Raw genomic sequence first — 22,740 nt, forward strand, 5'->3', positions numbered from 1 at the left:
CGCAAGCGCCGTTTCCTATTGTAATCTGGGCAAGAGAGGGAGCTATTTGCGAACGGCTCCAGCTATCCGCCACTGGCAATATATTGACTGTAGACCTCAACGCCCAGCCAGATAAGCGCTGCTAGCCCGAACAACACGACCAGCACTACCAGAATTGGGTAACCCTGTTCGCCCTGCTTTATCCTTGGCGCTTCGATCCTCTTGGCCATTGTTAATCCTCAAATCTTATGGTTCTGACCAACAAAAAATGGTGCGGCCAGCCGTTTCAAGTGGTGGCTTGAAAGACTGGCCGTACGGATGCCAAAACTTACGCTGCAGCAGCGTTGATGCGATTTTCTGCCATGCCGGTCAGAGCCTTATCCATCTTTAGCTCTTCATCGAGATTTTGCTGAAGCAGGGCGGCGCAATCATGGCGACCAAGCTGCTTGGCCCATGCGACGAGCGTGCCATAGCGTGTAATTTCATAATGCTCGACAGCCTGAGCGGCAGCGATCAACGCCGCATCGAGAACGCGATCATCATCTACCTCGCCTGCAATGTCGTCGGCCTCTTCCAGAATGCCATCAATGGCTGGGCAATTCACACCACTGACTTCAACACCATGCTGGGCAAAAACCTGCTCCAGACGCTCAATCTGCAGATGTGTTTCCTGCAGATGTTTTTCAAATCCATCCTTGAGAGTTTGATCAGTAGCCTTGTCGATCATCTCGGGCAAAGCTTTTACGATCTGGTTTTCCGCATAGTAAATATCCCGAAGCGTATGGACGAACAGGTCGTCCATCGTTTTGATATCCTTGGAAAAAAATCCCATGTTCCTTCTCCTGATTACAGACACAGACCACCATTCGCAGCCAGGCGGCTTGCGTTCGTAGTCGTTGATATTTGGTTACAGGGAAGAAACGATGATGCCCGGCAATGGTTCCTGAGTTGCAATTACAATTGCACAGGTCGATCAAAGCGGCCTTTACCAGCCAGCTCAACAAGGTACGTCTTGCCCGCATCAGGATCAGTCTTGTGATAAGCCTCGCTCATATCATGATAGGCCGTTGTAACGATTATGCTCGCCGTATCCTCGCTGACAAATGCGGGACAGGAAGGCTGCTTTACGGGCATCGTGATGGAATGTATGCGCTTACCGGATGGCGAATAGACATCCACGGCTGAACGGCCCCAACAGGCATTCCACAGATTTCCATCGCCATCGACTACAGAACCGTCAACACCGCCCTTTTCCTGGTGTCGATAAAACTCTGTCGGCTCGCCAATGGGAAGCCCGGTTTCAGGATCGGTATCGACTCGCCAGATTATATTTTTATCTGTATCTGCAAAGTATGAAATACTGCCATCGGGCGAGAAGCAGATCGAGTTTGGAATTGTTATGTCGTTGAATATTTTACGCAATTCGCCTTTTCGATACCAATAGATCGAGCCCGCCCCCTGCTCTGCTTTCTTGCCCATTGTGCCAATCCAGAAAGCACCGGCTGGATGCACGCGCGCATCGTTTGAGCGCGTAATCGGATTATCCGCCTCGATTGGCTGGTGCATTTTCAGCACCCCCGTATGGCGATCACGAAGCACAAGCCCGGTCTCCGTGGAAATCAACTGATGCTGCGCGTCGACCACCGCCAGCGCACTCGCCATTTGCCCGAGTTGATGGATTGCGACGTCGCCGCCAGCCAATGGTTTTTCGAAAAGATGGCCCGTGACGATATCGAACCACCAGGCATTCTTCGTCAGCGGATCGTAACCTGGTCCTTCGCCCAGTTGACATGGAATATCGTAAAAAACGCTGATTTTTGGCTGATTCATCGTCAAACTTCCCCAAAAACCCGATCATATGCGGCAATTGTTGCTCTTGCGCGGTCACCCACCTCTCCCGCTGTCGCGCCAATCTTGTAAAGACTGGAACCTAGCCCGAAGGTTCTAACGCCAACCTTCGCATAGGACGCGAAGCCGTTTTCATCGACACCACCAACAGCACCGATAATGGTTCCCTTGGGTAGAATTGCGCTGATCGCCTTTATACCGTCGGGACCGAGCACGCTTGCCGGAAAGAACTTCAAGCCGGATGCACCGGCTTTCAAAGCAGCAAGCGCTTCAGTCGGCGTGAAAACGCCCGGCATGGACACCATCTCTGCTTTGGCAGCGGCTGCCAGCACGGAAGGATCGATATTTGGCGAAATGACAAGACGCCCGCCGGCATCCCCAAGCCGTTGAACGTCATTTGCATCGAGCACTGTCCCAGCGCCAACAAGAACGTGCGAAGGCAGTTTTTTTGCAAGCAGTTCAATGGATTGGAACGGATCAGGGGAATTGAGCGGCACTTCGATGACATCGATTCCCGCAGCAACAAGCGCCTCCCCAATTGCCAAAACTTCATCTGGCCGGACGCCCCGCAAGATCGCGATCAGGTCGCGTTTAAGCTTGGGCCATGGAGCGGAAGAAAGGGTCATTTGAAGTTTCCTTTAACGTTTGGCCAAATACCGGAGGCAGCAACGAACAATCCTTTACGCACGGCTTCATCTGCATCCACCAGATCAAAATCCAGTCCGGCGACGTCGAACGCCTTGCCATAAAGAGTGGCCATTGCACCCGACGCGACCAAGACTATTCTATTGTTTGTTATCGCTTTTTGCCCGGCTATTTCTGCACCGATAAGCAGGCCCGAAAGCCGAGAAGCAGCTGCCTCCGGTTTCAAATCATTTAAAAGCATGGCGGCGCGTATGCCAAAGAGCTGACCCAGGAGAGAGTTTCCGGCGAGCATGGATTTCAGCGCGGCAATAAATTCCGGATGATCCGCCGAAGCGGATTCCGCTGCATCCTGAATGGAATGGCGCAGGATCGATTGCTGGCTGACTAGCGCATAAAGCTCGCCGGTCATATAGGTGCCGAATGACTTGGCCCTGCCCTGTTCCAACTCTACCCATTTTGAATGCGTTCCGGGCATCGCTATGATTCCACTGGATAAATTTCTATCCAGAATGGCTCCGAGCAACTGGGTTTCCTCGCCGCGCATGACATTTGGCGTATCGTCCAACTGGCAAAGACCGGGAATAATGCGAACGTCGCGCGCCATGTCTGGCAGTTTGACGGCACCAACAAGAATGGCATTCAAATCGGCAGGAACCGGCACATAATTCGCCTCGACCCAACCCTGACGCGAGCCTGCCATGCCGCATATGACGACCGGCAGATCTGAGGGTGCTGAAAGGCTTGCAAGATGCCCCTCAAGCACAGAGGCAAACCCCTTAACGCGCGATACATCAAGCCCGTCATCGGCACGTTTTTCGCCAAGAACATTGCCCGCGCCATCGACGAGCCAGAGCCTGAAACGCGTTGTTCCCCAATCACTTAGCGCATAGATCGGGACCTGGCTCACAGATAGCCTCCATCAACGATCAGGGTCTGGGCACTCAGCATGCGCGCTGCATCGGAAGCGAGGAAAAGACAAGGCCCGACCATATCACCGGGCTGAATTTCCTCCCGCAAAACCTGCCGTTCAATGTGGTGTTTCAGGCGATCTCCCGATACCCACAATTCGCGCTGGCGTTCCGTAATGACCCAGCCAGGGGCAATGGCATTCACCCGGATTTTCTCCGGCCCCAATCGTCCCGCTAACCCCTTGGTAAGACCGATGATTCCGGCTTTCGCGGCCGTATAGGAAGGCATTTCGCCATGGTTGATCATGAACGAAGTCGAGGTGAAATTGATGATCGAACCACCACCCGCCTGACGCATGCATGGTACAACGGCCTGTGCTGCGAAGAACTGGGGACGCAGGTTAATAGACTGGTTCTTATCCCAATATTCCGGCGTCACTTCATCAATATCGTGCCGGTCATCCCAAGCAGCATTGTTGACAAGCACGGTGATTAGGCCAATATTTTCAATGGCTTGCGCAACAGCAGCCCGCAGAGCGGCCACATCTGAAAGATCAGCCTTGATATAAAGCGGGCGGTTTCCGTATTGGCTTTCCATCTGTTCCACCAGCGCATTGGAAGGCTCGTCGGCAATGTCGATGAAGGCAACGCGCGAACCCTGACGCACAAAGCCTTCAGTCAATGAAGCGCCGATGCCGGAACCCCCGCCGGTGATAAGCACAGATCGATCTTTCAGGTCTGGAAAAATAGCGGAAGGCATCATGGCAGGATTCTCATAAGGCTGAGTTAATTCCATTATATGGAACTATGTTTGACTATGCTGAATTGTCATCCTATGCTGCAAGAAGTCAAGGAAAATGAGTCTGGTTAATGGTTCAACTTCGCACAACCAAATTTCTATTGGCGATTGTAAATTTTCAGCAAAAATCGGGGATTCTTCGGCAAATATTGCTCAAGTTACAGCAAAAGCGGGAGCAAATCGCCCCAGACACTCCAAGAACAGGAAAAACATGAGCGAACCGCAAAGAGTGGCGACCGATAAGGTAAAAAAATCCGGTGGCAGTCAAGATACCGGCACGCTCGGCAAAGCCATCAGCGTTCTTGACATCATAGCCAACTCTTCCGAGGCGCTGCGTTTCACGGATGTGCTGAAACTTTCCGACCAACCGCGCGGCACCCTCCACCGGCAAATTTCCAATCTCATCGACGAGGGGCTTATCGCGGTTAACAGGGATAATTGTTACACGCTAGGATTGCGATTGTTGCAATTTGCATCCAAAGCGTGGGCTGGCAATGAATTTCGCAATGTCGCCGCCCCTCACATCCAAAAGTTGCATGAGGCGACAGGCGAGACAGTGCATCTTGGCGTGCTGCGCGATATAGAAGTGATCTATCTGGACAAGATCGAGAGCCGCCAGAATATCCGCATGGTTTCACAGATCGGCAACACCGCGCCCGCCTTTTGCACCGGGGTCGGCAAAGCTGCGCTTTCGGCCCTTCCAGACGATGAATTGCGCGAGCGGGTCGAGCGCATCGAATTCCGGCCATACACCCCCAACACTTTGGCCGATGCCGCAGCCCTCCTATCCGAGATCAGCACCATACGAAGCACCGGAAATGCCTATGACCGGGAAGAGCATGAACTGGGGATTACCTGCGTTGCGGCACCGATTTTTTCCCGTACCGATGCGCTGTTTACCGCCAGCGTTTCCGTGACAGGTCCTGCCTACCGGGTAACACCGGAAATGCTGGCCTCCTGGACGGAAATAACCCGTGATACCGCGTCGGCCATCATGCAGAGCATGGCAATCCAATTGTCTCCGCGCAGCTAATATACTGAAAAAATTGAATTAATTTTTTAAAAGCTGCACACGCGGCTTTGTCAAATTTCTGTCATTGAAATCAAAAAGTTACCACAAAGTTAACACAATTGGCCTTTTTCCCACTTGACGTAAGATGCCGATAAATTTCAACCTCCTAGTACTTTCGGATTAGGTGATCCGAGAATCGGAGGAATATTATATGTCTTTTTATGCTTCTGACGCAGCTGTTTCCGCCCGTAAAACCCGTCTAAAAACATTCCGCAAACATCTTACTACAACAGTCTTCACCACCATCTTGCTCACCGCGGCAACGGCAGGTGCAATTGCCCAGCAACAGCCCAGATATTACAATGCTGACGGCACGCGAACCGATGATTTCGAAGCCGCAAAGAAGAGCTGGCGCGATGATGCCGAGTTCAACGGCAATGATGTCCTGAAAGCATTCAATGCCGATGCAGCCTATGCAATGGGCTTCACCGGTAAGGGCACCAAGCTTGGCGTCATCGATCAGCCGGTCTATGCCGCTCACTCGGAATTTGCCGGTAACGGCAAAATGAACTTTGTCAAAACCGAAGGCACAAGGCTTTACACCGATCCCTATATTCCCGTGAAAGCCGGTGACCACTTCGTTGCCGATGGCAGGCAGTATATTGACGGCTATGGTGGCATTTCCAGCCATGGTACGCACGTCGCCGGTATCGCTGGCGCCAATCGCGATGGCAAAGCCATGATGGGCGTGGCCTTCGATACCAGTATCTTTGCCGCCAGCAATTATGACGCAGGTCCAGAAGATGGCGTTGTACTTGGCAATGATGGCGCAGTTTATGCTGCGGCATGGGATGCCATGATCAATAGCGGCGTCTCGATCATCACCGACAGCTGGGGCATTGGTCTTTCAAGCTCATCCTGGACCTACGCGGAAGCCTATGGGCAATATCAGGAGATCAAGGCCATTCTCGGCACTCCCGAAGGCGGTGCCTATAACGGCGCGATCAAGGCTGCGGAAAGCGGCATCGTCGTCGAATTCTCAGCCGGCAATGATGGTGGACTGGAACCAGACGCCCTTGCAGGGCTTGCAACTTTTCGTCCTGAACTGGAGAAAAATTGGCTGACGACAATGAGTGTCGTTGCTGATGAGACAAACCCGGATGGCTATTCACGAAGTGGCTTTTCCAGCATTTGCGGCTATTCCAAATATCATTGCGTCGCCGCTCCTGGCACAAACATCAATAGTGGTGTGCCGGTTGGCGACATTACCGGCCTTAATCCCGGCGATGTAATGGACGACAGCAGATTCACGTCTGGCTATGAAGAACTGAGTGGTACTTCTATGGCAGGCCCGGCCGCGACCGGTGCCTTCATGGTGCTGAAGCAACGCTTCCCCTATCTCTCCAATGGCGATGTCAACGAAATTCTCAAGACGACATCCACCGATCTTGGCGAAGCCGGGGTTGATAATGTGTTCGGCTGGGGTCTGATCAATCTCGACAAGGCAATAAAGGGCCCCGGCCAGTTCCTGAGCCGTGTCGAGGCAAATCTGCCCGCCTCCTATCGCGGCACCAATGAAGAAGTCTGGAGCAATGATATCTCACAGGACGCGCTGGACCAGCGGTTCGTTGAAGACCAGCAAACAATCGCCGATTGGGAAGCCAAGAAAATCACAGAAGGCTGGCAGAATGGCATAACCGAAGCCAGCAAGGAAAAAATCCGGCAACAGGTCATAACGCAATTTCCGGATTCCAACTTCCCTGCGGCCATCGAACTTGTCAGGGACCGATACGCGAAACTCGACATTATCAATCTTCCTCAAAACCCGCCTTTAACTGATGAGCAGCTCGAAGCTGCCAATGCAGCATTCGAGGCGGCGGATGCCAAGATGCTGGCGGACCCTGCAGCAACTGCCCTATGGAATGCATTCGTGGCAACAGCTCCAAACACAAGCATTCCGAGGGCGCCACAATTTGTCGATTTCTCGGCTACGCCTGAAGCTAGTGCCGAAACAATTCGCGGCACGATCACCGATGACCGTATTGCCGGAGCGCTGAAAGAATTTACTGCCTATGAAGCACTCGTTCCGACACTGACCGAGAAACTGAATGACCCGAACAATTATATTGGCGGATTGACAAAAACCGGCATGGGCACGCTGCGGCTGACAGGCGACAGTACCTATAGGGGTGATACGCTCATCAATGGCGGCTTGCTTGCAATTGATGGGTCCATCACTTCCAAGGCTGTCATCAACGATAGAGGTACGCTCGGCGGCATTGGCGCAGTTGGCGGTATCATAGCCAATAATGGCGGCACGGTCGCTCCCGGCAATTCGGTAGGCACCTTGACCTCAAATGGCGATGCGACCTTCAACACGGGTTCAACCCTGCATATTGAAGTCAATGGCAGTGAGGCTGACAAGCTCGTCGTCAATGGCACGACGACCCTGCTTGGCGGCGTTGTTCTCCTGACGCCGGAGACCGGAGCCACGACAAAACCCAGCGCACAGGAGGTGCGCTCCGCCCTCAATAGTAACAGCTATAATTTCCTGACATCGACGGGCGGCATAAACGGCCAATTTGCAAGTGTTCAGTCGGCCTATGTGTTCTATGATGGCGTTCTCGCCTATGCTCCGACCGGCATTGCGGCAAGCTTCAAACGCAACGCATTGGGCTTTGACGATTTCGCCAAGACGCGCAATCAAAGAGCGGTTGCAAAATCCATTGAAACTGGCGGCGCTGGAAGCTCCCTTTACGACACAATCGAAACCAGCACGGTTTTTGACGCCGTTGCAGGCACCTACCAATCGCTGACCGGCGAAATCCATGCGACGCTGGACGGTGTACTGATCGAGGATGGGCACTTTATCAGTCAGGCGGCAACAGAACGTCTTCGTGCGGCCTTTGACGGCGTGGCCGTCACCCCGCAGGCAACGATCACCCCTCTCGCCTATGGTCCGGGCGAAAAAGCAACGGGCAGCGAAGCCTTTGCCGCAATTGCTCCGGCCGATCTCTCCCCTACCCTTTGGGGTCAGGCCTATGGCGCATGGGCGCATGCCGACAGCGACGGCAATGCCTCCGGCTACAGCCGCGATACGGGCGGCTTTGTTACCGGCCTTGATGGCGTGATTGCCGAAACATGGCGCTTCGGCCTCTTGGCAAGCTATGGCAATACCTCGTTGCATAGCGGTGGGGCCAAGGCCGATGTGGACAGCTATCAGGTCGGTGTCTATGCCGGTACGCAGTGGGATGCGCTCGGGCTTCGCCTGGGTGTCAATCTTGGTCATCACGAGATCGACACGGATCGCGATGTGGTGCTTGGCGGTGTTACCAACGGCCAGAATGCATCCTATGATGCCCAAACCGTTCAGGTCTTCGGTGAACTCGGCTACAAGGTCGAGACGCAATATGCGGCGCTCGAACCCTTTGCTGCTGCGCGCTACACGCATCTGAAAACCGATAGTTTCCAGGAAGATGGCGGCGATGGCGCATTGACCGGTCTGTCCGGCTCCAGCGATGTTACCACGACAACGCTCGGGCTTCGCCTTTCGCGCAATTTTGCGCTTAGCGAAACAACCGTGCTGACGGCACGCGGCATGGTTGGCTGGAACCACGCCTTCGGTGATGTAACGCCTGAACGTGAGCTGGTCTTTGCTGGCGGCGCGCCCTTCTCCATCGAGGGCCTGCCCATTGCCAAGAACGCCTTTGCTGTCGAAGCCGGGTTTGATGTCGGTATCGGCAAACGTACAACGCTCGGCCTCGCCTATACCGGCCAGTTCTCCGGCGACACACGCGACAATGCCGTGAAAGCCGACCTGACAGTCAAGTTCTGAGACTGCACAACAAACTAAAAACCCTCCCCGCATGCGGGGAGGGTTTCGCATTTGAAATTGATAGCTGGATTAAACAAAGAACGCTTCCAAACGAGCCTGCCGCAAGCGTTCTTTATTGGTTGGCTTCGAGCGCTTCCTTGGCAAGGTCATTGCCCTGATCGGCAGCAAGCTTCCACCAATGGAGAGCCTTCTTCATATCCTTTTTAACGCCGCGTCCCATATTATAAAAGACGCCGATATTATATTGCGAGGCGGCATAACCTTGTTCTGCAGCCAGCTGAAACAGCTCCATGGCCTTTTTGTAGTCTTTGTCCACGCCAACGCCTGCCGCATATTGCAGACCAAGATTGTCAAGCGCGACCGAGTAGCCCTGATCGGCTGAAAGCTGATAAAATTCAACAGCCTTTTTCGGGTCCTTGGGCAAACCGCCCCGCCCTTCAAGATACATGTTTCCAAGGCTCATCTGCGAGCGGTATGAACCCTGCTCCGCTGCCTTCGTATACCAGACAACGGCCTCCTTATCGCTCTGTTCGACGCCTTCGCCACTCTCATAGGCATATCCCAGATAGTTCTGCGCATCCGCATTGCCCTGATCCGCAGATTTCCGGTAGAGGGCAGCAGCAGCAGCCTTGTTCACCTCAACGCCATAGCCATTGGCATAGACATTGGCGAGGTAATATTGGGCCAGTGCATCGCCCTGATCGGCACCTTTGGTCAGCCAGATGAGTGCCTGCGCATCATCTTCTTCAACGCCAATGCCGTTGGAATAGAGAAAGCCGAGATTGCGTTCGGCCCGCGCCAATCCCTGCTCTGCCGCCTTGCGATACCAGAGCGCGGCTTCCGCCGGATTTTCCTCCGTGCCAAGCCCCAAGCGATAAACATCCCCTATGGCATTTTGCGCGAGCGCATAATTTTGATCCGCCGATTTGTTGAGCAGATCGCGGGCCTTTGCATAATCCTCCACGCCGGTATAGCCGTTGAGGAAAATGCTGGCGACGCCATATTGTGCTGCAGCTTCACCCTTATCGGCGAGCGGCTCCCAAAGCTTCAATGCAGTGACATAATCTTCATTGTCAAAGGCGGTCTGGGCCGCATCAGACCAAGCCAAGGACGGAACGGACAGCACAAGGCTGGCCGCCAGGAAAATAGCTCTGAAATTCACAATCGCACCCCACGCCTCATTGACCCCTTGAGGACTATGGCGCGGCATGCCGGAATGCAAGTGGCCCGATTCTGAAATTTTCTTTCAATCGGGAGAGCCACCAAGCTCTAATTCTTCAAGATGAAATCCGCAGGTCGTGAGTGCTCAAGCACGAGATCGGCATTGGGCATATCATTGGACAATGCCCTCGCCTGTGCCGAGCCGACATTATAGCCGAAACCCAGCCAGCGCTGCACCAGCCGGTTTTCAAGCTCAAGCCGGTCCACCTGCAAGAATACCGTCATGTCGAACAGCGGCTCCAGACGGTTCCAGGGCGCCTGATCGAGCAGGAGATAATTGCCTTCAACAAGCAAAATCCGCTGATCCGCCTTTACGATATCTGCTCCCGCCCGCGCCAGATCAAGCTTGCGGTCGAAAAGCGGGATAACGATATCCTCGCCGCCCTCGCGAAGCCGCCTCAGCATGACCTCAAAGCCAGCACAATCAAATGTGGGTGGAGACCCCTTGCGCTTGCGCATGTCCCGCGCATCGAGAATGGCATTATCAAGATGAAACCCATCCATCGGCACGACCACCGCCGCATCCGGATCGCGCGCATTGATGGCGGCGCAAAGCGTCGCTGAAACCGTGGATTTGCCGGCACCCGGCGGGCCGGCAATCGCCACGACAAGCCGTTTCGTATCGGCGGCACGGGCGAGAATAGCCGAGACCAGATCTTCACTGGTTACGGCTTCCTGCCTGTCGTCCAAAAGGGTCAGGCCAGCCATTTGTCGTAATCGGAAACGAGCAAATGCAGCGGCGCTTCATCCTCTTCGATATTGGAGAAGCGGCCGATCGGCTCACGGAAAATATTGTCGGTCAGATCGTCATTGACCGTCGAAACTTCACCGATCAGCACATCGCCGCCCTCGCCCCAGAAAGCGTGCCAATTGCCCGGCAACAGCGTCACACTCTCACCCGGCTGCAGCTTCAAAAGGCCGCCGGCCTTCTGGCGCACGATACGGCCATCAGTGGCAACTTCCACATCGGTCTTTTCGTCTACGCTGCCATCTTCATTGGAGTTGAAAAGTTCCAGCACCAGCGTGCCGCCGCCGCGATTGATGATATCTTCCGCCTTGACGATGTGGCGATGCATGGGTGACAGCTGCTTCTCGCGGCTGATCATGATCTTTTCGGCATAAAGCATGCCGCCACCCTTTTTCAGATCTTCCTGATTGCCGTTCCGGGTGGTGAAGAGAAACAGACCAAGTTCATCGAACTTGCCCTGACCGTAATCGGTGATATCCCAACCAAGACGCGCATCGAGAATTGCCTTGGCATCGCTTGATGTGCGAGCCTTCAATTCTTCCGGCGACCAATAGGCGAAGGGCGGCATGACATAGCCGAACGAGCGAATGAACTTGTCGCTCTCGCGGATGATCGCATTGATTTCAGAACGCTTCATTCTCAAAAATTCCTATGGGTATAGTGGGTCGATTGGCAGCTGTATATCGCCCCCTTTGCGGGGGAGATATACTTGTAATACTCGTTCAGTTTACCTGTGCTGGCGGCGTTTTCGCTCCGGTCATAAAGGCGACGGCGTCCGACATCGTATATTCCTTGGGGTTGATCACTGTTAAGCGTTTTCCCAGGCGGTGGATGTGAATACGGTCTGCCACTTCGAAAACATGTGGCATATTATGCGAGATCAGCACGATTGGCAGCCCGCGTTTTTTTACATCCTGAATGAGCTCCAGAACGCGGCGCGATTCCTTGACGCCGAGTGCAGCTGTCGGCTCATCCATGATGATGACTTTGGAGCCGAAAGCCGCCGCACGCGCCACGGCAACGCCCTGACGTTGGCCACCCGACAGGGTTTCCACCGTCTGGCTGATGTTCTGGATGGTCATGAGGCCAAGCTCCGTGAGCTTGTCACGCGCCATCTTTTCCATCGCCTTGCGGTCGAGCATGCGGAACAGGCTTCCCGCAATGCCAGGTTTACGCAATTCACGGCCGAGGAACATATTGTCGGCAATTGAAAGCGCGGGAGACAGAGCGAGGTTCTGGTAGACCGTCTCGATACCCGCATCGCGCGCTTCCATGGGCGAGCGAAAATTGATGACCTTGCCATCCAGTTTGATCTCGCCCTCATCGGGATGCACGGCACCGGAAATCGCCTTGATCAGCGAGGATTTTCCGGCACCATTATCGCCGATAACCGCCAGAACTTCGCCGGGGTAAAGGTCGAAATCGGCATGATCCAGCGCCGTGACACGGCCATAGCGCTTGACCAGACCGCGTGCTGTGAGCAGCGGGGTCGCGGAGGTTTGTGTCGTGCTCATCAGCTTGCCGCCTTTCTGATCCACTGGTCGATTGCCACAGCTGCGATAATCAGCACGCCAATCATGAGATAGGTCCACTGCACATCCGTGCCATACATGCGCATCCCGAAAGAGAATACGCCGACAATGAGCGCACCGAAGAGCATGCCGAGAATGGAGCCGCGCCCACCGAACAGCGACATGCCGCCGATAACCACAGCCGTTATGGATTCAATATTGGCGAACTGGCCAATCTGCGGTGAAACCGAGCCATTGCGCCCAATCTGCGCCCAACCGGCCAGCCCGCAAATGAGGCCTGCAAGAACATAGACCGAGACAAGCACGCGCTTGGTGCGCACGCCCGAAAGCTGCGCCGCCTCCGGATCGTCGCCGATCGCATAAAGATGACGGCCCCAGGCAGTATAGTTGAGCACATACCAAAGCAGCATGATCAGCAGGATCATGGCGAACACGCCATAGGTGAACATGGCCCCGCCACCCAGATTGATCTTGTCGCCGAAGAATTGCAGCAAGGGAGCGTTCTGCTCGATCTCCTGGGCGCGGATCGTCTCATTATTGGAATAGATATAGGTCGTGGCAAGAAATATCTGCCACGTGCCAAGGGTGACGATGAATGGCGGAAGTTTCACATAGGCAATCAGCATGCCGTTGATGAAGCCGCAAAAGGCACCGAGCGCCAGCCCGCAGGCGACAGCCACCTCGACAGGCAGGCCGTAGCGGAAGGTAAACTGCCCCATGACCACCGAAGACAGAACCATGATGGCGCCGACGGAAAGGTCGATACCGGCGGTAAGAACGACGAGGGTCTGCGCCGCTCCGACGATGCCGACAATGGCCACCTGCTGCAGGATCAGCGTCAACGCGAATGGCGTGAAGAAACGCGATCCGACCAGCGCGGCGAAAATAACCAGCGACAGGACCAGAACAATAAGGGGGACGGCTGCCGGACTTGAATGCAGGAAATGCCGTATCTTTTCCAGCGCGCTCTTGTCATCGCTGTCAAAGCTGGCGACGGTCGTCGCGCTTTGCGTCAGCACGCTTTCGAACTCCTGCCCCTTATGAGGCGTTCGCTCTGTGTCTGTCATAATGTGACCTCCCTAGAACAGGGTAATGAATTCTGTTGAAAACAAAAAGCTGGGCGCGATGCTAACCCTCCTCCTTGTGGGAGGGAAGCTGCGAAGCAGCAGGGAGGGGTCTTACAAAGTGAGAAGAACCCCTGCCCGTCGCTACGCTCCGTCCCTCCCCCCAAGGGGAGGGTAAGACCGCTCAGATCAGCCCCAGCACTTGGCCAGGCCGTCCTTGACGCTGATCGACTCAACACCCTTGACCGGCTTGTCAGTGACGAGCGCGACGCCGGTATCGAAGAAGGTCTTGCCTTCCGTTGGCTTTGGCTTTTCGCCAGTATCGGCAAACTTCTTGATCGCTTCGATGCCGAGCGCTGCCATGGCAAGCGGATATTGCTGCGATGTCGCGCCGATAACACCGGCTTCAACATTCTTGACGCCCGGGCAACCACCATCGATGGAAACGAGCAGAACGTCCTTTTCCTTGCCGACCGCTTTCAGAGCCTCATAGGCACCGGCAGCTGCAGGCTCGTTGATCGTGTGCACGACATTGATGCTTGGGTCTTTCTGCAGAAGGCTTTCCATTGCCTTGCGGCCGCCTTCTTCATTGCCATTGGTGATGTCGTGGCCAACAATGCGCGGGTCAGTTTCGTCGCCGATCTTGTTGATATCGGCAACATCAATGCCAAAGCCCTTCATGAAACCCTGATCGCGCAGAACGTCAACCGATGGTTGCGATGGGGTGAGGTTGAGGAAAGCAATCTTGGCATCCTTCGCCTTGTCACCCAAAGTACCGGCAGCCCACTTGCCGACCAGTTCACCGGCCAGAAGATTATCCGTTGCAAAGGTCGCATCGGCAGCATCGACAGGATCAAGCGGCGTATCGAGCGCGATAACCAGAAGACCGGCATCACGTGCCTGCTTGACCGAGGAAACAATACCGGCTGTGTCGGATGCTGTGATCAAAATACCCTTGGCACCATCGGCGATGCAGGTCTCGATTGCCGCGACCTGGCTTTCGCTGTCGCCGTCGATCTTGCCCGCATAGGCCTTCAGCTCAACGCCGAGTTCCTTGGCTTTGGCCTGCGCACCTTCCTTCATCTTGACGAAAAACGGATTGGTGTCTGTCTTGGTGATCAGGCATGCGCTGACATCCGCAGCCTGTGCAGGCGCGGCCAAAGCGGCCAGAGCAACGACAGCCGCTCCAAATACCGTGGATTTCAAATATAGATTCTTAGCCATGTGTGACTTCCTCCTATGGACGCGGCAAGCGCATACTCGTCCGCATTGAGACCGTGTTCGACAGGTCCCTGTTCAATTTTCTAAACATCTCGGACAGTTATCCTCCCGGCCAAGTGCCCTATAAGCAAATACCACTCGTCCCAACCTGTCAACATTAATAAATCACTGTGATTTAATATTGACAGAAGCCGGTCCCCGTTCCATTGTCCCAGGGAAATCGGGAGGAATTTCGTTGGCTATTCGAGTATCGGAGCGAAGTGCCGCCGCGCGGCCGTCGCATCATCACGGTACGAACCAGAGCGGCATGCGCGATCACAATGAGCGTGTGGTGCTGTCGCTGCTTCGCCAGCATGGCAGCCTTGCCAAGACGGCGATTGCGCGGATGAGCGGGCTCTCCGCCCAGACAAGCTCAATCATCATGCGCATGCTGGAAGCCGATGAACTGCTGATCCGCGAAGAGCCTTTGCGCGGGCGGATCGGTCAACCCATGATCCCCATGGCGCTTAATCCTGAAGGCGCATTCTTCTTTGGCTTCAAGATCGGGCGGCGCAGCGCCGACCTTGTGCTGATCGATTTTCTCGGACGCATCCGCTCCATGCGCCATACGCCCTATGATTATCTGGCACCGACGCCGATCTTTCGCATTGCTGCAGAAGGCATGCGGGACATGCTGGCCGAATTGACACCCAAACAGCGCGAAAGGGTCGCCGGGATCGGTATTGCCGCGCCGTTTGAGCTGTGGAAATGGGCCGATGCCGTCGGCGCGCCGCAGGAGGTGCTGGACCAGTGGCGCGACTGCGATATCCGTGCCCGAATCCAGGAACTCTGCTCCTTCCCCGCCTATTTGCAAAATGACATGACCGCCGCCTGCGGCGCAGAGCTTGTCTTTGGCCAAACCAAAGATATCAATGATTTCGTCTATTTCTATATCGGTTCGTTTATCGGCGGCGGTATCGTCATCAATGGCAGTCTTTATCCCGGGCGCAGCGGCAATGCCGGTGCGCTTGGCTCAATGCCGGTATTCGGGAATGACGGCACGGCCCGCCAGCTCATCGATATGGCTTCAATCACCGGTCTTGAGCGCGTCGTCACCACGCTTGGCCGTGACCCCTCGCCGCTCTGGGCTTCGCCTGACGATTGGGGACAGATGGGCCCTGAACTCGACGAGTGGATCGACACAGCCGGCAAAGCGATTGCGCAGGCCGTCGTCGCATCGGCCTCGGTTGTGGATTTTGAAGCCGCAATTATCGATGGCTGGATGCCTGAAGATGTTCGCGCCCGGGTCGTGGAGGCCGTTCAAAAACATATAAATACGTTCCGGCTGGAGGGACTATCGCTTCCCTCAATTCTTGCAGGAACTGTTGGGATCCATGCCCGTTCACTGGGAGCCGCCAGCCTGCCCCTGGCTGACCGTTTCCTTCTGGGCCAGAAGATTTTCAGGAAAGAAATTTAGTGCATGCAAAATTATGGCTTTAAGAAAAATGGGATGCCGATTGCTATTCTCTCTGGTGATGTCCCATGTTGATTGGAATTTCCCCAATGCTGGGGCCGGAACTGCTGGCGACACTGCGCGCCATGGGACATGGCGACGAGATTGCACTCGTCGACGGCAATTATCCGGCGCAGGAAGATGCACGGCGGCTGATCCGCGCCGATGGCCTGCCGCTGATTCCGCTTCTCGATGCAATCTTGCAAGTGCTGCCTGTCGATGACTTCGTACCAAAGGCATTGTTCCGCGCTTCCGTAATGGGCGATCCGGACCGCGCCGACCCCGTTCACCACGAAATGCAGGCTGTCTGCTCCAGACGCGCGCCGGGGTTTGAATTGGTTGCGCTCAATGGCGAGGCACTCTATGCGCGCATCAAAAAGGCGCACACGATTGTTGCGACAAGTGAACCTCGACTTTATGCCAATATCATCATCCGCAAGGGTGTGATTTATCCAGATAAGTCCTGAATCCAGAGAGATATTCTATGATTTTATGTTGTGGTGAAGCCCTGATCGACATGCTGCCGCGCCAGACCGGCGCCGGAGAAGCTGCTTTTGCTCCTTATGTCGGCGGCGCTGTTTTCAATACTGCGATTGCCCTCGGACGGCTTGGGGTGCCAACCGAATTCTTTTCGGGAATTTCTTCGGATTTCTTCGGCCAGATGTTGCGGGACAGCCTGGCACAAAACCATGTTGGCACACGCTATGCGCATATTTCGCCGCAGCCGACCACATTGGCTTTCGTGCGGCTTGTTGACGGACAGGCCAGCTATATTTTCTATGATGAAAACAGCGCGGGGCGGTCCCTGACAACAGACCATTTGCCGGTGCTGGACGATAATGTCACCACAGTGCAATTTGGGGCGATCAGTCTCATTCCGGAACCTTGCGGCGCGACCTATGAAGCGCTGATGGCTCGCGAACATGAAAAGCGCGTCATCGTGCTCGACCCGAACATCCGACCCGGTTTCATTCCTGACAAGGAAAAGCATCTCGCCCGCATGCGCCGCATGATCGCCATGACCGATATTGTCAAGATTTCCGATGAGGATATGCGATGGTTCGGTGAAGCCGGAACGATGGATGAAATCGCAAAACGCTGGATCGTTGCGGCAGATCAACAGGGACCGAAACTCATTCTCGTTACCCATGGCGCTGATGGCGTTACCGGCTATACGCAGGATCAGACCGTGCATGTCGATGCGCAGCGTGTTGAGGTTGTCGATACGGTGGGCGCTGGCGATACATTTACCGCCGGTGTGCTGGCTTCATTGCAGGAAGCCGGACTTTTGACGAAAACGGCCCTGCCCGCCCTGACGCAACAACAGATCAGCGCTGCGCTGACACTTGGTGCCAAGGCCGCCGCAGTGACTGTTTCCCGTGCAGGCGCAAACCCGCCCTGGCGGAGTGAGCTGGGCTAGGTTGCCATCCCTTGGCGTTCCCCCGTTGGCTTATGTGCAAGGTTAACTATTCGCATTAATATAGTGCGTGGTTCGACGGGCTTGTCGAAGGGTGAACCACGCATCACTCTAATGCATGCCGAAAATCACTTCAATTCTCTCGCCCGCCGATCCAGCTCCAAGGCCTCCGCTCTTGTCAGGCCAATATCATCGAGCATGCGATCGCTGAGGCGGGCCAGAGGCGCATCTTCCGCGCTGACCACACCGCCGGAGGCAAAACTTGTGCGGACTCTTTCGACAAACCGCTCAAGCAAACCGGCCTTATTGGAGTTTCGCAACGAATAGCTGCGGCCAGTGCGATAGTTGCGGTCAATTTCTAGTAGACCAGTCGTCTCTATATAAGCCATAATAAATACTCCTATGATGTGCGGGTCAGCAGGCCGTCGAGCGTCATCGCGCGGAACCGCTGTAATGGTTTGATGCTTCCTTCCGCCTTCATTCTGATCAGCGCGCCCTCATAGGCATCAATCAGAAAGGCGGCGGTCTCATCCGAATCCAGATGTTCCGGCAATTCTCCGGCATTACGTGCCTCACGCAACACCGTTTTAAAATCTTCCTGCCAAGCGGTGAATGAGCGATTCAGCTCGCGCTGGAGCACTTCGCTATGGGCCGCAATGGACTGGGCAAGATTGCCAAGAAGGCAACCGCAGGTTGGATCGCCGCTGCTATAGACTGTCTCGTAATAATCGAAATAATCACGCAGACGTTGGAGCGGTGCTTTCGACCTATTTTCCAGCAGAAGACGCGTGCGCACCTTCTGGTTGTTGGTGCAATAGTTTGCAAGCACCGCCGAAGCAAACTCTTCCTTGCTTTCGAAGAAGTGATAGAACGAACCCTTGGGCACGCCCGCCGACTTGAGGATCGGGCCGATTCCCGCGCCATCATAGCCGTGGGAAAGAAGCGCCTTCAGGCCCTCATCAATCAAAACTGCTCGTGTGTCGATCTTGCTCATAAGGTTATAATAGACCAGTCGTCTAGTATTTGCAAGAGGCGTTTTTTTGCCCTTTGACTAGCTCGGTCTAACGCTCCGGTAGGGCCTGCTGCAAATAGTATAGTGCGTGGGTTGCAATGACAGTCTCCAGCGTTGCAAGAGCTGGCTCCCTGCACTCAGCTCTCTTCCTCATGGTGAGCCCTCCTGAGCGAGCCGAAGAGCGAACCACGCACAATCTAAAAGCCACGCAAGCATGTGCCTTGAGATGACCGAAATACTAACCGAAAGGATTTTCCACTCTTGGCCAGATCTCACGCGAGAGCTTGCGGTAGTCTGTCTTTTTCGGGTTTGAGGGATAGGGCGCGCCCGCATCAATATAGATGATCTCCGACGCCACCGGCTCGAACCCCGCGTGGAAATGATTGGTTGATTTGACCAGCAATATATCTTTTGACAAGGGATCAATGCCAATATTGGAAAAGATGTCAGGCTCAAAAGTCTGGGTGCGGTTCGTATTGAGGATGACGTCGATATCCGTGCCTTCAAGGCGGATCAGCGCTGCAGGCCCAAGCGTAACCCGGCTCTTACCAAAGCTTTGCCAGCCTTCCTCGACAGCCCGTACCACCTCGACACGCGCATCAATAGGCGCGCCGCCATCAGGACCGGCCTTGCCACCAAAGCGCAGCTGTATCAGCGCGCCCTCGCCTGCGGCGAGGCAAAAGGTGACAGCGATAGGGTCCCAGATCGTCGCAACGGCCACATTGCCAATACCGCGTTCGATAATGCGATTGAGGATCAGCGTGCCATCGCCCGCTACACCGCCGCCGGGATTATCCCAGACATCGGCGACAACCACAGGCTTGCCCGGGCGCTGCGCGACAATCGCCATGGTCGCATCAAGCCCCGCTTCCGTGTCGAGCATTGGCATAGCCGTTGTGCCACGCAGGGCAAAAAGCTCCATGCCCAGCTTTTCCGCCAAAGCATCGCCCTTGGCGCGATCATTATCCGTAACCACCATGAGCTGTGTTCCCAGCTCCGGCACATCGCCCGCCATGAAACCATGGATCAGCGAGACGGAAAGAATACCATCCTTGCCGTGCAGCGCTTTCATGCGATCCACATAGGACCGCATCGGCTCGCGGCTTGTGGGATAGACGCCGATCATGCGGCAATCGAAGGTTGAAATGACCGGCTTGATCTCGCCACGGAGTGTCCGCAGGGCCAGGTCAACCACATGTTCGCCGCGCTCGTAGAAATCAGTATGGGGAAATTCGAGAAATGCCGCCAATATATCCGCATTGGCGACGCGCTTTTTCGTCAGATGGCTATGGGGATCGAGTTCCGAAGCAATATGAATATCCGGGCCGACAATGGCGCGGATGCGCTCCAGAAGATCGCCTTCGCAATCATCATAACCCTGCGCGACCATGGCACCATGCAGGCCAAGAATAACGCCATCAACCGGCATTGCTGCCTTGAGCTGGTCGAGAATCTCGTCGCGCAGATCTTCATAGGTCTTGCGCTGCAACAGGCCGCCGGGCTCGGCCCATGTTGCTGTCCCTTCGATAAGCTCGAAACCTTCTTCCCGCGCGCGGCGGCGCAGGACCACCATGGGCGCCGAGCACAATGTCGGCGTATCCGGGTGCTGGCCGGGACCGGCATAGAATGCCATCTCAAAGCTGGCGCGATCTGTCGGCACTGGCGAGGAGGTGTTGGTCTCGGTAGCGAAGGATGCGGTGAATATACGCATTTTATGCTTTCGGTTGGGTGGTTATGGCAGTTGAGTTGTGCGTGGTTCGACGGGGCTCACCATGAGGGAGGTAGCGGGTTGCAAAGCTCATCTTCAACGCTTGACGATCAAGCACCCTGCAATCAACTCACCTCCCTCATCCTGAGCTTGTCGAAGGGCGCACAATATTCATGCAGGCTTATAGGCCACCGCTTCAATCTCGATTTTGATATCGATCATCAGCCGTGATTCAATGGTTGTGCGCGCGGGCGGGTTCTGCGGAAAATAGGTGGCATAGGTCTTGTTGAAGGCAGCAAATTCGCGCGCATCTTCTAAAATGACGAATGTCTTGACCACATCGGAAAGCTCTGCCCCCGCAAGGGCGAGCGCGGCTTTGATGTTTTCCATTACCTGCTTGGTCTGGGCTTCGATACCGCCAATAATGACTGTTCCATCCGCGCCAACCGGCACCTGACCGGAAATATAGATGAAATCCCCTGCCCGAACCGCTGGCGACAATGGCACATGCGACTGGCCGAAATGCTGTTTTGTCATGATCTGTTTCCTGTTGTTGAATTATTTCACTGCGCCGATGGAAAGTCCGCGCACCAGATAGCGTTGCAGCCAGGCGAAAAGTATGGCGACCGGCACTGACGCGACGAAAGCGGCGGCCATAACATAGTGCCAATCGACCGTATAGCGCCCCGCAACCAGCGAAAAGACGCGGATCGGCAAAGTATAGCTGCCTTCGGTGCGCAGCATGGTCAGCGCAATGACAAACTCATTCCATGCATTGATGAAGGTGAAAATCGCCGTAACCACCATGGCAGGAACCGCCAGCGGCAAAAACACGGTGAAGAGCGTGCGCGTGCGGCTTGCGCCTTCCATCCACGCGGCCTCTTCCAGATCGCGCGGGATGGTGGAGAAATAGCTTTGCAGCATCCACACGCAAAAGGCGATGTTGAAGGCCGTATAGATGATGACGAGCACATTGAGGCTATCGATCATACCCGCCCCGGCAACAAGGCGGAAAAGCCCGATGACCAGAACAATGGGCGAGAGCATTTGCGAGATGAGCAAAAACTGGCGGAAGGCATTGCGCCCGGCAAATTGATAGCGGCTGAGCGCATAGGCGGCAGGAATGGAGACAAGGATCGTCAGGGCGGTGGACAGGCCGGACACGTAAAGCGAATTGGCCAGTGCCGATGCAATGCCGGAGGTGCGCCACATTTCCGGGAAATTTTGCCAATGCAACTCGTCCGGCCACCAGGTCGGATTGAGCACTTCCGTTGCGGATTTCAGTGAGCTTATGGCCATCACCGCATAGGGAAACAGGATCACCACGACAATGGGCGACAGGAAAAGCCAGAACAGGATGGAGCGTTTCAGTTTCTTGCTCATTGCTTTTCCTCCCGCATGGCGAGGCGCACATAAAGAATAGTGAAAATAATGAGAATGGCGAACATGATCAGCGAAACGGCGGCGGCTTCGCCCAGCCTGCCCATGCGGAAGGCGGTTTTATAAAGATAGGTGACCAGAATATCGGTGGAATTGGCCGGACCGCCCTGCGTCGTCGCCCAGATGATGGGGAAGGAATTGAACACATAGATCGTGTTCAGCACGAAGGCGATATTGATGAAGGGCTTGAGCAGAGGCAGCGTGATCAGGCGAAACTGGTCCCAGCGTCCCGCACCCTCAGTCGCCGCCGCCTCATAGAGATCTTCCGGCACGGAAGAAAGGCCGCCAAGGAAGATTGTGACCGTAAAGGGCACCGAGACCAGAATGCCGATGAGTATCTGCATGGGAAAAGCGGTCGAGGCTTCCGCCAGCCACTGAATATTGGTGTTGATGATCCCGAGATCACGCAGCGCCGAGTTAAGCATGCCGCTTTCGCCATTCAACGCCCAGCGCCAGACAATTGCAGTCATGGTCAAGGATATGGCCCAAGGCAGCATGATGAGAATGCGCGCAATGCCGCGGCCATAAAAATCCTCATTGAGGATAAGCGCGATGGGAACGGAAACAATCAGCGTGCCAATGACAACGGCAGCGGTCCAGAACAGGGTGCGCCATGTCGCGGCAATGAAATCCGGATTGGCAAACAGGCTGCGATAGTGCTCTAGCCCGATGAAATCCTTCAACATGCCAAAGCGGTTCACATCATGCAGCGATAGCGAGACGATCTCCTTTAGCGGCCAAAGGATGATGGCAGCCGCCAGTAGAAAGCTCGGCAAGATGAGAAAATAGGGGACTGAAGCCCGTTGCATCGATGGAATTACCTTTGGTTTGTAAAAGACCCCTCCCCGGACCTGGGGTC

23 protein-coding genes are annotated in these 22,740 nt (G+C 55.0%); 5 read left to right on the forward strand and 18 right to left on the reverse strand.

The window, feature by feature from the left end; all coding sequences use genetic code 11:
* Window positions 1-62: 62 nt before the first annotated feature.
* The 6 genes from V9K95_RS13275 to V9K95_RS13300 form a co-directional block, all read right to left on the reverse strand.
* A complete protein-coding gene (locus V9K95_RS13275) occupies window positions 63-209 on the reverse strand; it encodes a hypothetical protein (RefSeq protein WP_307275307.1) in 147 nt (48 codons plus the stop codon).
* A 98-nt stretch (window positions 210-307) separates the two neighbouring features.
* On the reverse strand, window positions 308-811 hold the full coding sequence (locus tag V9K95_RS13280) for a YciE/YciF ferroxidase family protein (protein ID WP_336441941.1): 504 nt from the start codon (window positions 809-811) through the stop codon (window positions 308-310).
* A gap of 122 nt (window positions 812-933) precedes the next feature.
* On the reverse strand, window positions 934-1,809 hold the full coding sequence (locus V9K95_RS13285) for an SMP-30/gluconolactonase/LRE family protein (protein ID WP_336441940.1): 876 nt from the start codon (window positions 1,807-1,809) through the stop codon (window positions 934-936).
* Between the two features lie 2 nt (window positions 1,810-1,811).
* Window positions 1,812-2,453 (reverse strand): 2-dehydro-3-deoxy-6-phosphogalactonate aldolase, encoded by a 642-nt coding sequence (locus tag V9K95_RS13290; RefSeq protein ID WP_115053678.1) that lies wholly within the window; start codon window positions 2,451-2,453, stop codon window positions 1,812-1,814.
* Window positions 2,450-3,379 carry a 2-dehydro-3-deoxygalactonokinase gene (locus V9K95_RS13295; RefSeq protein WP_336441939.1) on the reverse strand — a complete coding sequence of 310 codons (930 nt, stop codon included), beginning with the start codon at window positions 3,377-3,379 and terminating at the stop codon, window positions 2,450-2,452. Before V9K95_RS13295 ends, V9K95_RS13290 begins: the two co-directional genes overlap by 4 nt.
* On the reverse strand, window positions 3,376-4,143 hold the full coding sequence (locus V9K95_RS13300) for an SDR family NAD(P)-dependent oxidoreductase (protein ID WP_336441938.1): 768 nt from the start codon (window positions 4,141-4,143) through the stop codon (window positions 3,376-3,378). The genes V9K95_RS13295 and V9K95_RS13300 overlap by 4 nt, the downstream gene beginning before the upstream one ends.
* Window positions 4,144-4,390: 247 nt before the next feature.
* Here V9K95_RS13300 and V9K95_RS13305 point away from each other — a divergent pair, with 247 nt between their 5' ends.
* Both V9K95_RS13305 and V9K95_RS13310 read left to right on the forward strand, forming a co-directional pair.
* Window positions 4,391-5,212 carry an IclR family transcriptional regulator gene (locus tag V9K95_RS13305; protein ID WP_336441937.1) on the forward strand — a complete coding sequence of 274 codons (822 nt, stop codon included), beginning with the start codon at window positions 4,391-4,393 and terminating at the stop codon, window positions 5,210-5,212.
* Window positions 5,213-5,402: 190 nt separating this feature from the next.
* The gene (locus V9K95_RS13310) at window positions 5,403-9,026 is read left to right on the forward strand and encodes an autotransporter domain-containing protein (RefSeq protein WP_336441936.1); all 3,624 of its coding nucleotides are present in this window, start codon (window positions 5,403-5,405) and stop codon (window positions 9,024-9,026) included.
* 112 nt (window positions 9,027-9,138) lie between these two features.
* Here V9K95_RS13310 and V9K95_RS13315 read toward each other — a convergent pair whose 3' ends face one another.
* The 6 genes from V9K95_RS13315 to V9K95_RS13340 all read right to left on the reverse strand — a co-directional run bounded on the left by V9K95_RS13315 (window position 9,139) and on the right by V9K95_RS13340 (window position 14,797).
* Window positions 9,139-10,236: an SEL1-like repeat protein gene (locus V9K95_RS13315; protein ID WP_336441935.1), complete on the reverse strand. Its 1,098-nt coding sequence runs from the start codon at window positions 10,234-10,236 to the stop codon at window positions 9,139-9,141.
* 59 nt (window positions 10,237-10,295) lie between these two features.
* Window positions 10,296-10,955, reverse strand: coding sequence for a nucleoside/nucleotide kinase family protein (locus V9K95_RS13320; RefSeq protein ID WP_115053672.1), 660 nt, complete (start codon window positions 10,953-10,955; stop codon window positions 10,296-10,298).
* Complete coding sequence (locus V9K95_RS13325) at window positions 10,943-11,632, reverse strand: D-lyxose/D-mannose family sugar isomerase (RefSeq protein WP_115053671.1); 690 nt, start codon at window positions 11,630-11,632, stop codon at window positions 10,943-10,945. The genes V9K95_RS13320 and V9K95_RS13325 overlap by 13 nt, the downstream gene beginning before the upstream one ends.
* A gap of 85 nt (window positions 11,633-11,717) precedes the next feature.
* Entirely contained in the window at window positions 11,718-12,509 is a 792-nt protein-coding gene (locus V9K95_RS13330) for an ATP-binding cassette domain-containing protein (RefSeq protein WP_115053844.1), read from the reverse strand.
* The gene (locus V9K95_RS13335; protein ID WP_336441934.1) at window positions 12,509-13,594 is read right to left on the reverse strand and encodes an ABC transporter permease; all 1,086 of its coding nucleotides are present in this window, start codon (window positions 13,592-13,594) and stop codon (window positions 12,509-12,511) included. Before V9K95_RS13335 ends, V9K95_RS13330 begins: the two co-directional genes overlap by 1 nt.
* Before the next feature lie 186 nt (window positions 13,595-13,780).
* Window positions 13,781-14,797: a sugar ABC transporter substrate-binding protein gene (locus V9K95_RS13340; protein WP_115053843.1), complete on the reverse strand. Its 1,017-nt coding sequence runs from the start codon at window positions 14,795-14,797 to the stop codon at window positions 13,781-13,783.
* Window positions 14,798-15,119: 322 nt separating this feature from the next.
* Here V9K95_RS13340 and V9K95_RS13345 point away from each other — a divergent pair, with 322 nt between their 5' ends.
* From V9K95_RS13345 to V9K95_RS13355, 3 genes are all read left to right on the forward strand, one after another.
* Window positions 15,120-16,268 (forward strand): ROK family protein, encoded by a 1,149-nt coding sequence (locus V9K95_RS13345; RefSeq protein ID WP_336442021.1) that lies wholly within the window; start codon window positions 15,120-15,122, stop codon window positions 16,266-16,268.
* Window positions 16,269-16,333: 65 nt separating this feature from the next.
* A complete protein-coding gene (locus V9K95_RS13350) occupies window positions 16,334-16,771 on the forward strand; it encodes an RbsD/FucU family protein (protein WP_336441933.1) in 438 nt (145 codons plus the stop codon).
* A 17-nt stretch (window positions 16,772-16,788) separates the two neighbouring features.
* Window positions 16,789-17,724: a carbohydrate kinase family protein gene (locus V9K95_RS13355; protein WP_115053667.1), complete on the forward strand. Its 936-nt coding sequence runs from the start codon at window positions 16,789-16,791 to the stop codon at window positions 17,722-17,724.
* Window positions 17,725-17,849: 125 nt separating this feature from the next.
* Here the strand turns inward: V9K95_RS13355 and V9K95_RS13360 are convergent, their stop codons facing one another.
* From V9K95_RS13360 to V9K95_RS13385, 6 genes are all read right to left on the reverse strand, one after another.
* A complete protein-coding gene (locus V9K95_RS13360; RefSeq protein ID WP_307275343.1) occupies window positions 17,850-18,110 on the reverse strand; it encodes a DUF1127 domain-containing protein in 261 nt (86 codons plus the stop codon).
* An 11-nt stretch (window positions 18,111-18,121) separates the two neighbouring features.
* Window positions 18,122-18,715: a TetR/AcrR family transcriptional regulator gene (locus V9K95_RS13365; RefSeq protein ID WP_336441932.1), complete on the reverse strand. Its 594-nt coding sequence runs from the start codon at window positions 18,713-18,715 to the stop codon at window positions 18,122-18,124.
* A 256-nt stretch (window positions 18,716-18,971) separates the two neighbouring features.
* A complete protein-coding gene (locus V9K95_RS13370) occupies window positions 18,972-20,444 on the reverse strand; it encodes a M81 family metallopeptidase (RefSeq protein WP_336441931.1) in 1,473 nt (490 codons plus the stop codon).
* A 168-nt stretch (window positions 20,445-20,612) separates the two neighbouring features.
* Window positions 20,613-20,981, reverse strand: coding sequence for a RidA family protein (locus V9K95_RS13375; protein ID WP_307275947.1), 369 nt, complete (start codon window positions 20,979-20,981; stop codon window positions 20,613-20,615).
* 18 nt (window positions 20,982-20,999) lie between these two features.
* Window positions 21,000-21,824 carry a carbohydrate ABC transporter permease gene (locus tag V9K95_RS13380; protein ID WP_115053662.1) on the reverse strand — a complete coding sequence of 275 codons (825 nt, stop codon included), beginning with the start codon at window positions 21,822-21,824 and terminating at the stop codon, window positions 21,000-21,002.
* The gene (locus tag V9K95_RS13385; RefSeq protein WP_307275351.1) at window positions 21,821-22,690 is read right to left on the reverse strand and encodes a carbohydrate ABC transporter permease; all 870 of its coding nucleotides are present in this window, start codon (window positions 22,688-22,690) and stop codon (window positions 21,821-21,823) included. The genes V9K95_RS13380 and V9K95_RS13385 overlap by 4 nt, the downstream gene beginning before the upstream one ends.
* Window positions 22,691-22,740 lie beyond the last annotated feature (50 nt).

Source organism: Phyllobacterium sp. CCNWLW183, from assembly GCF_037203775.1.
GTDB lineage: Bacteria > Pseudomonadota > Alphaproteobacteria > Rhizobiales > Rhizobiaceae > Phyllobacterium > Phyllobacterium ifriqiyense.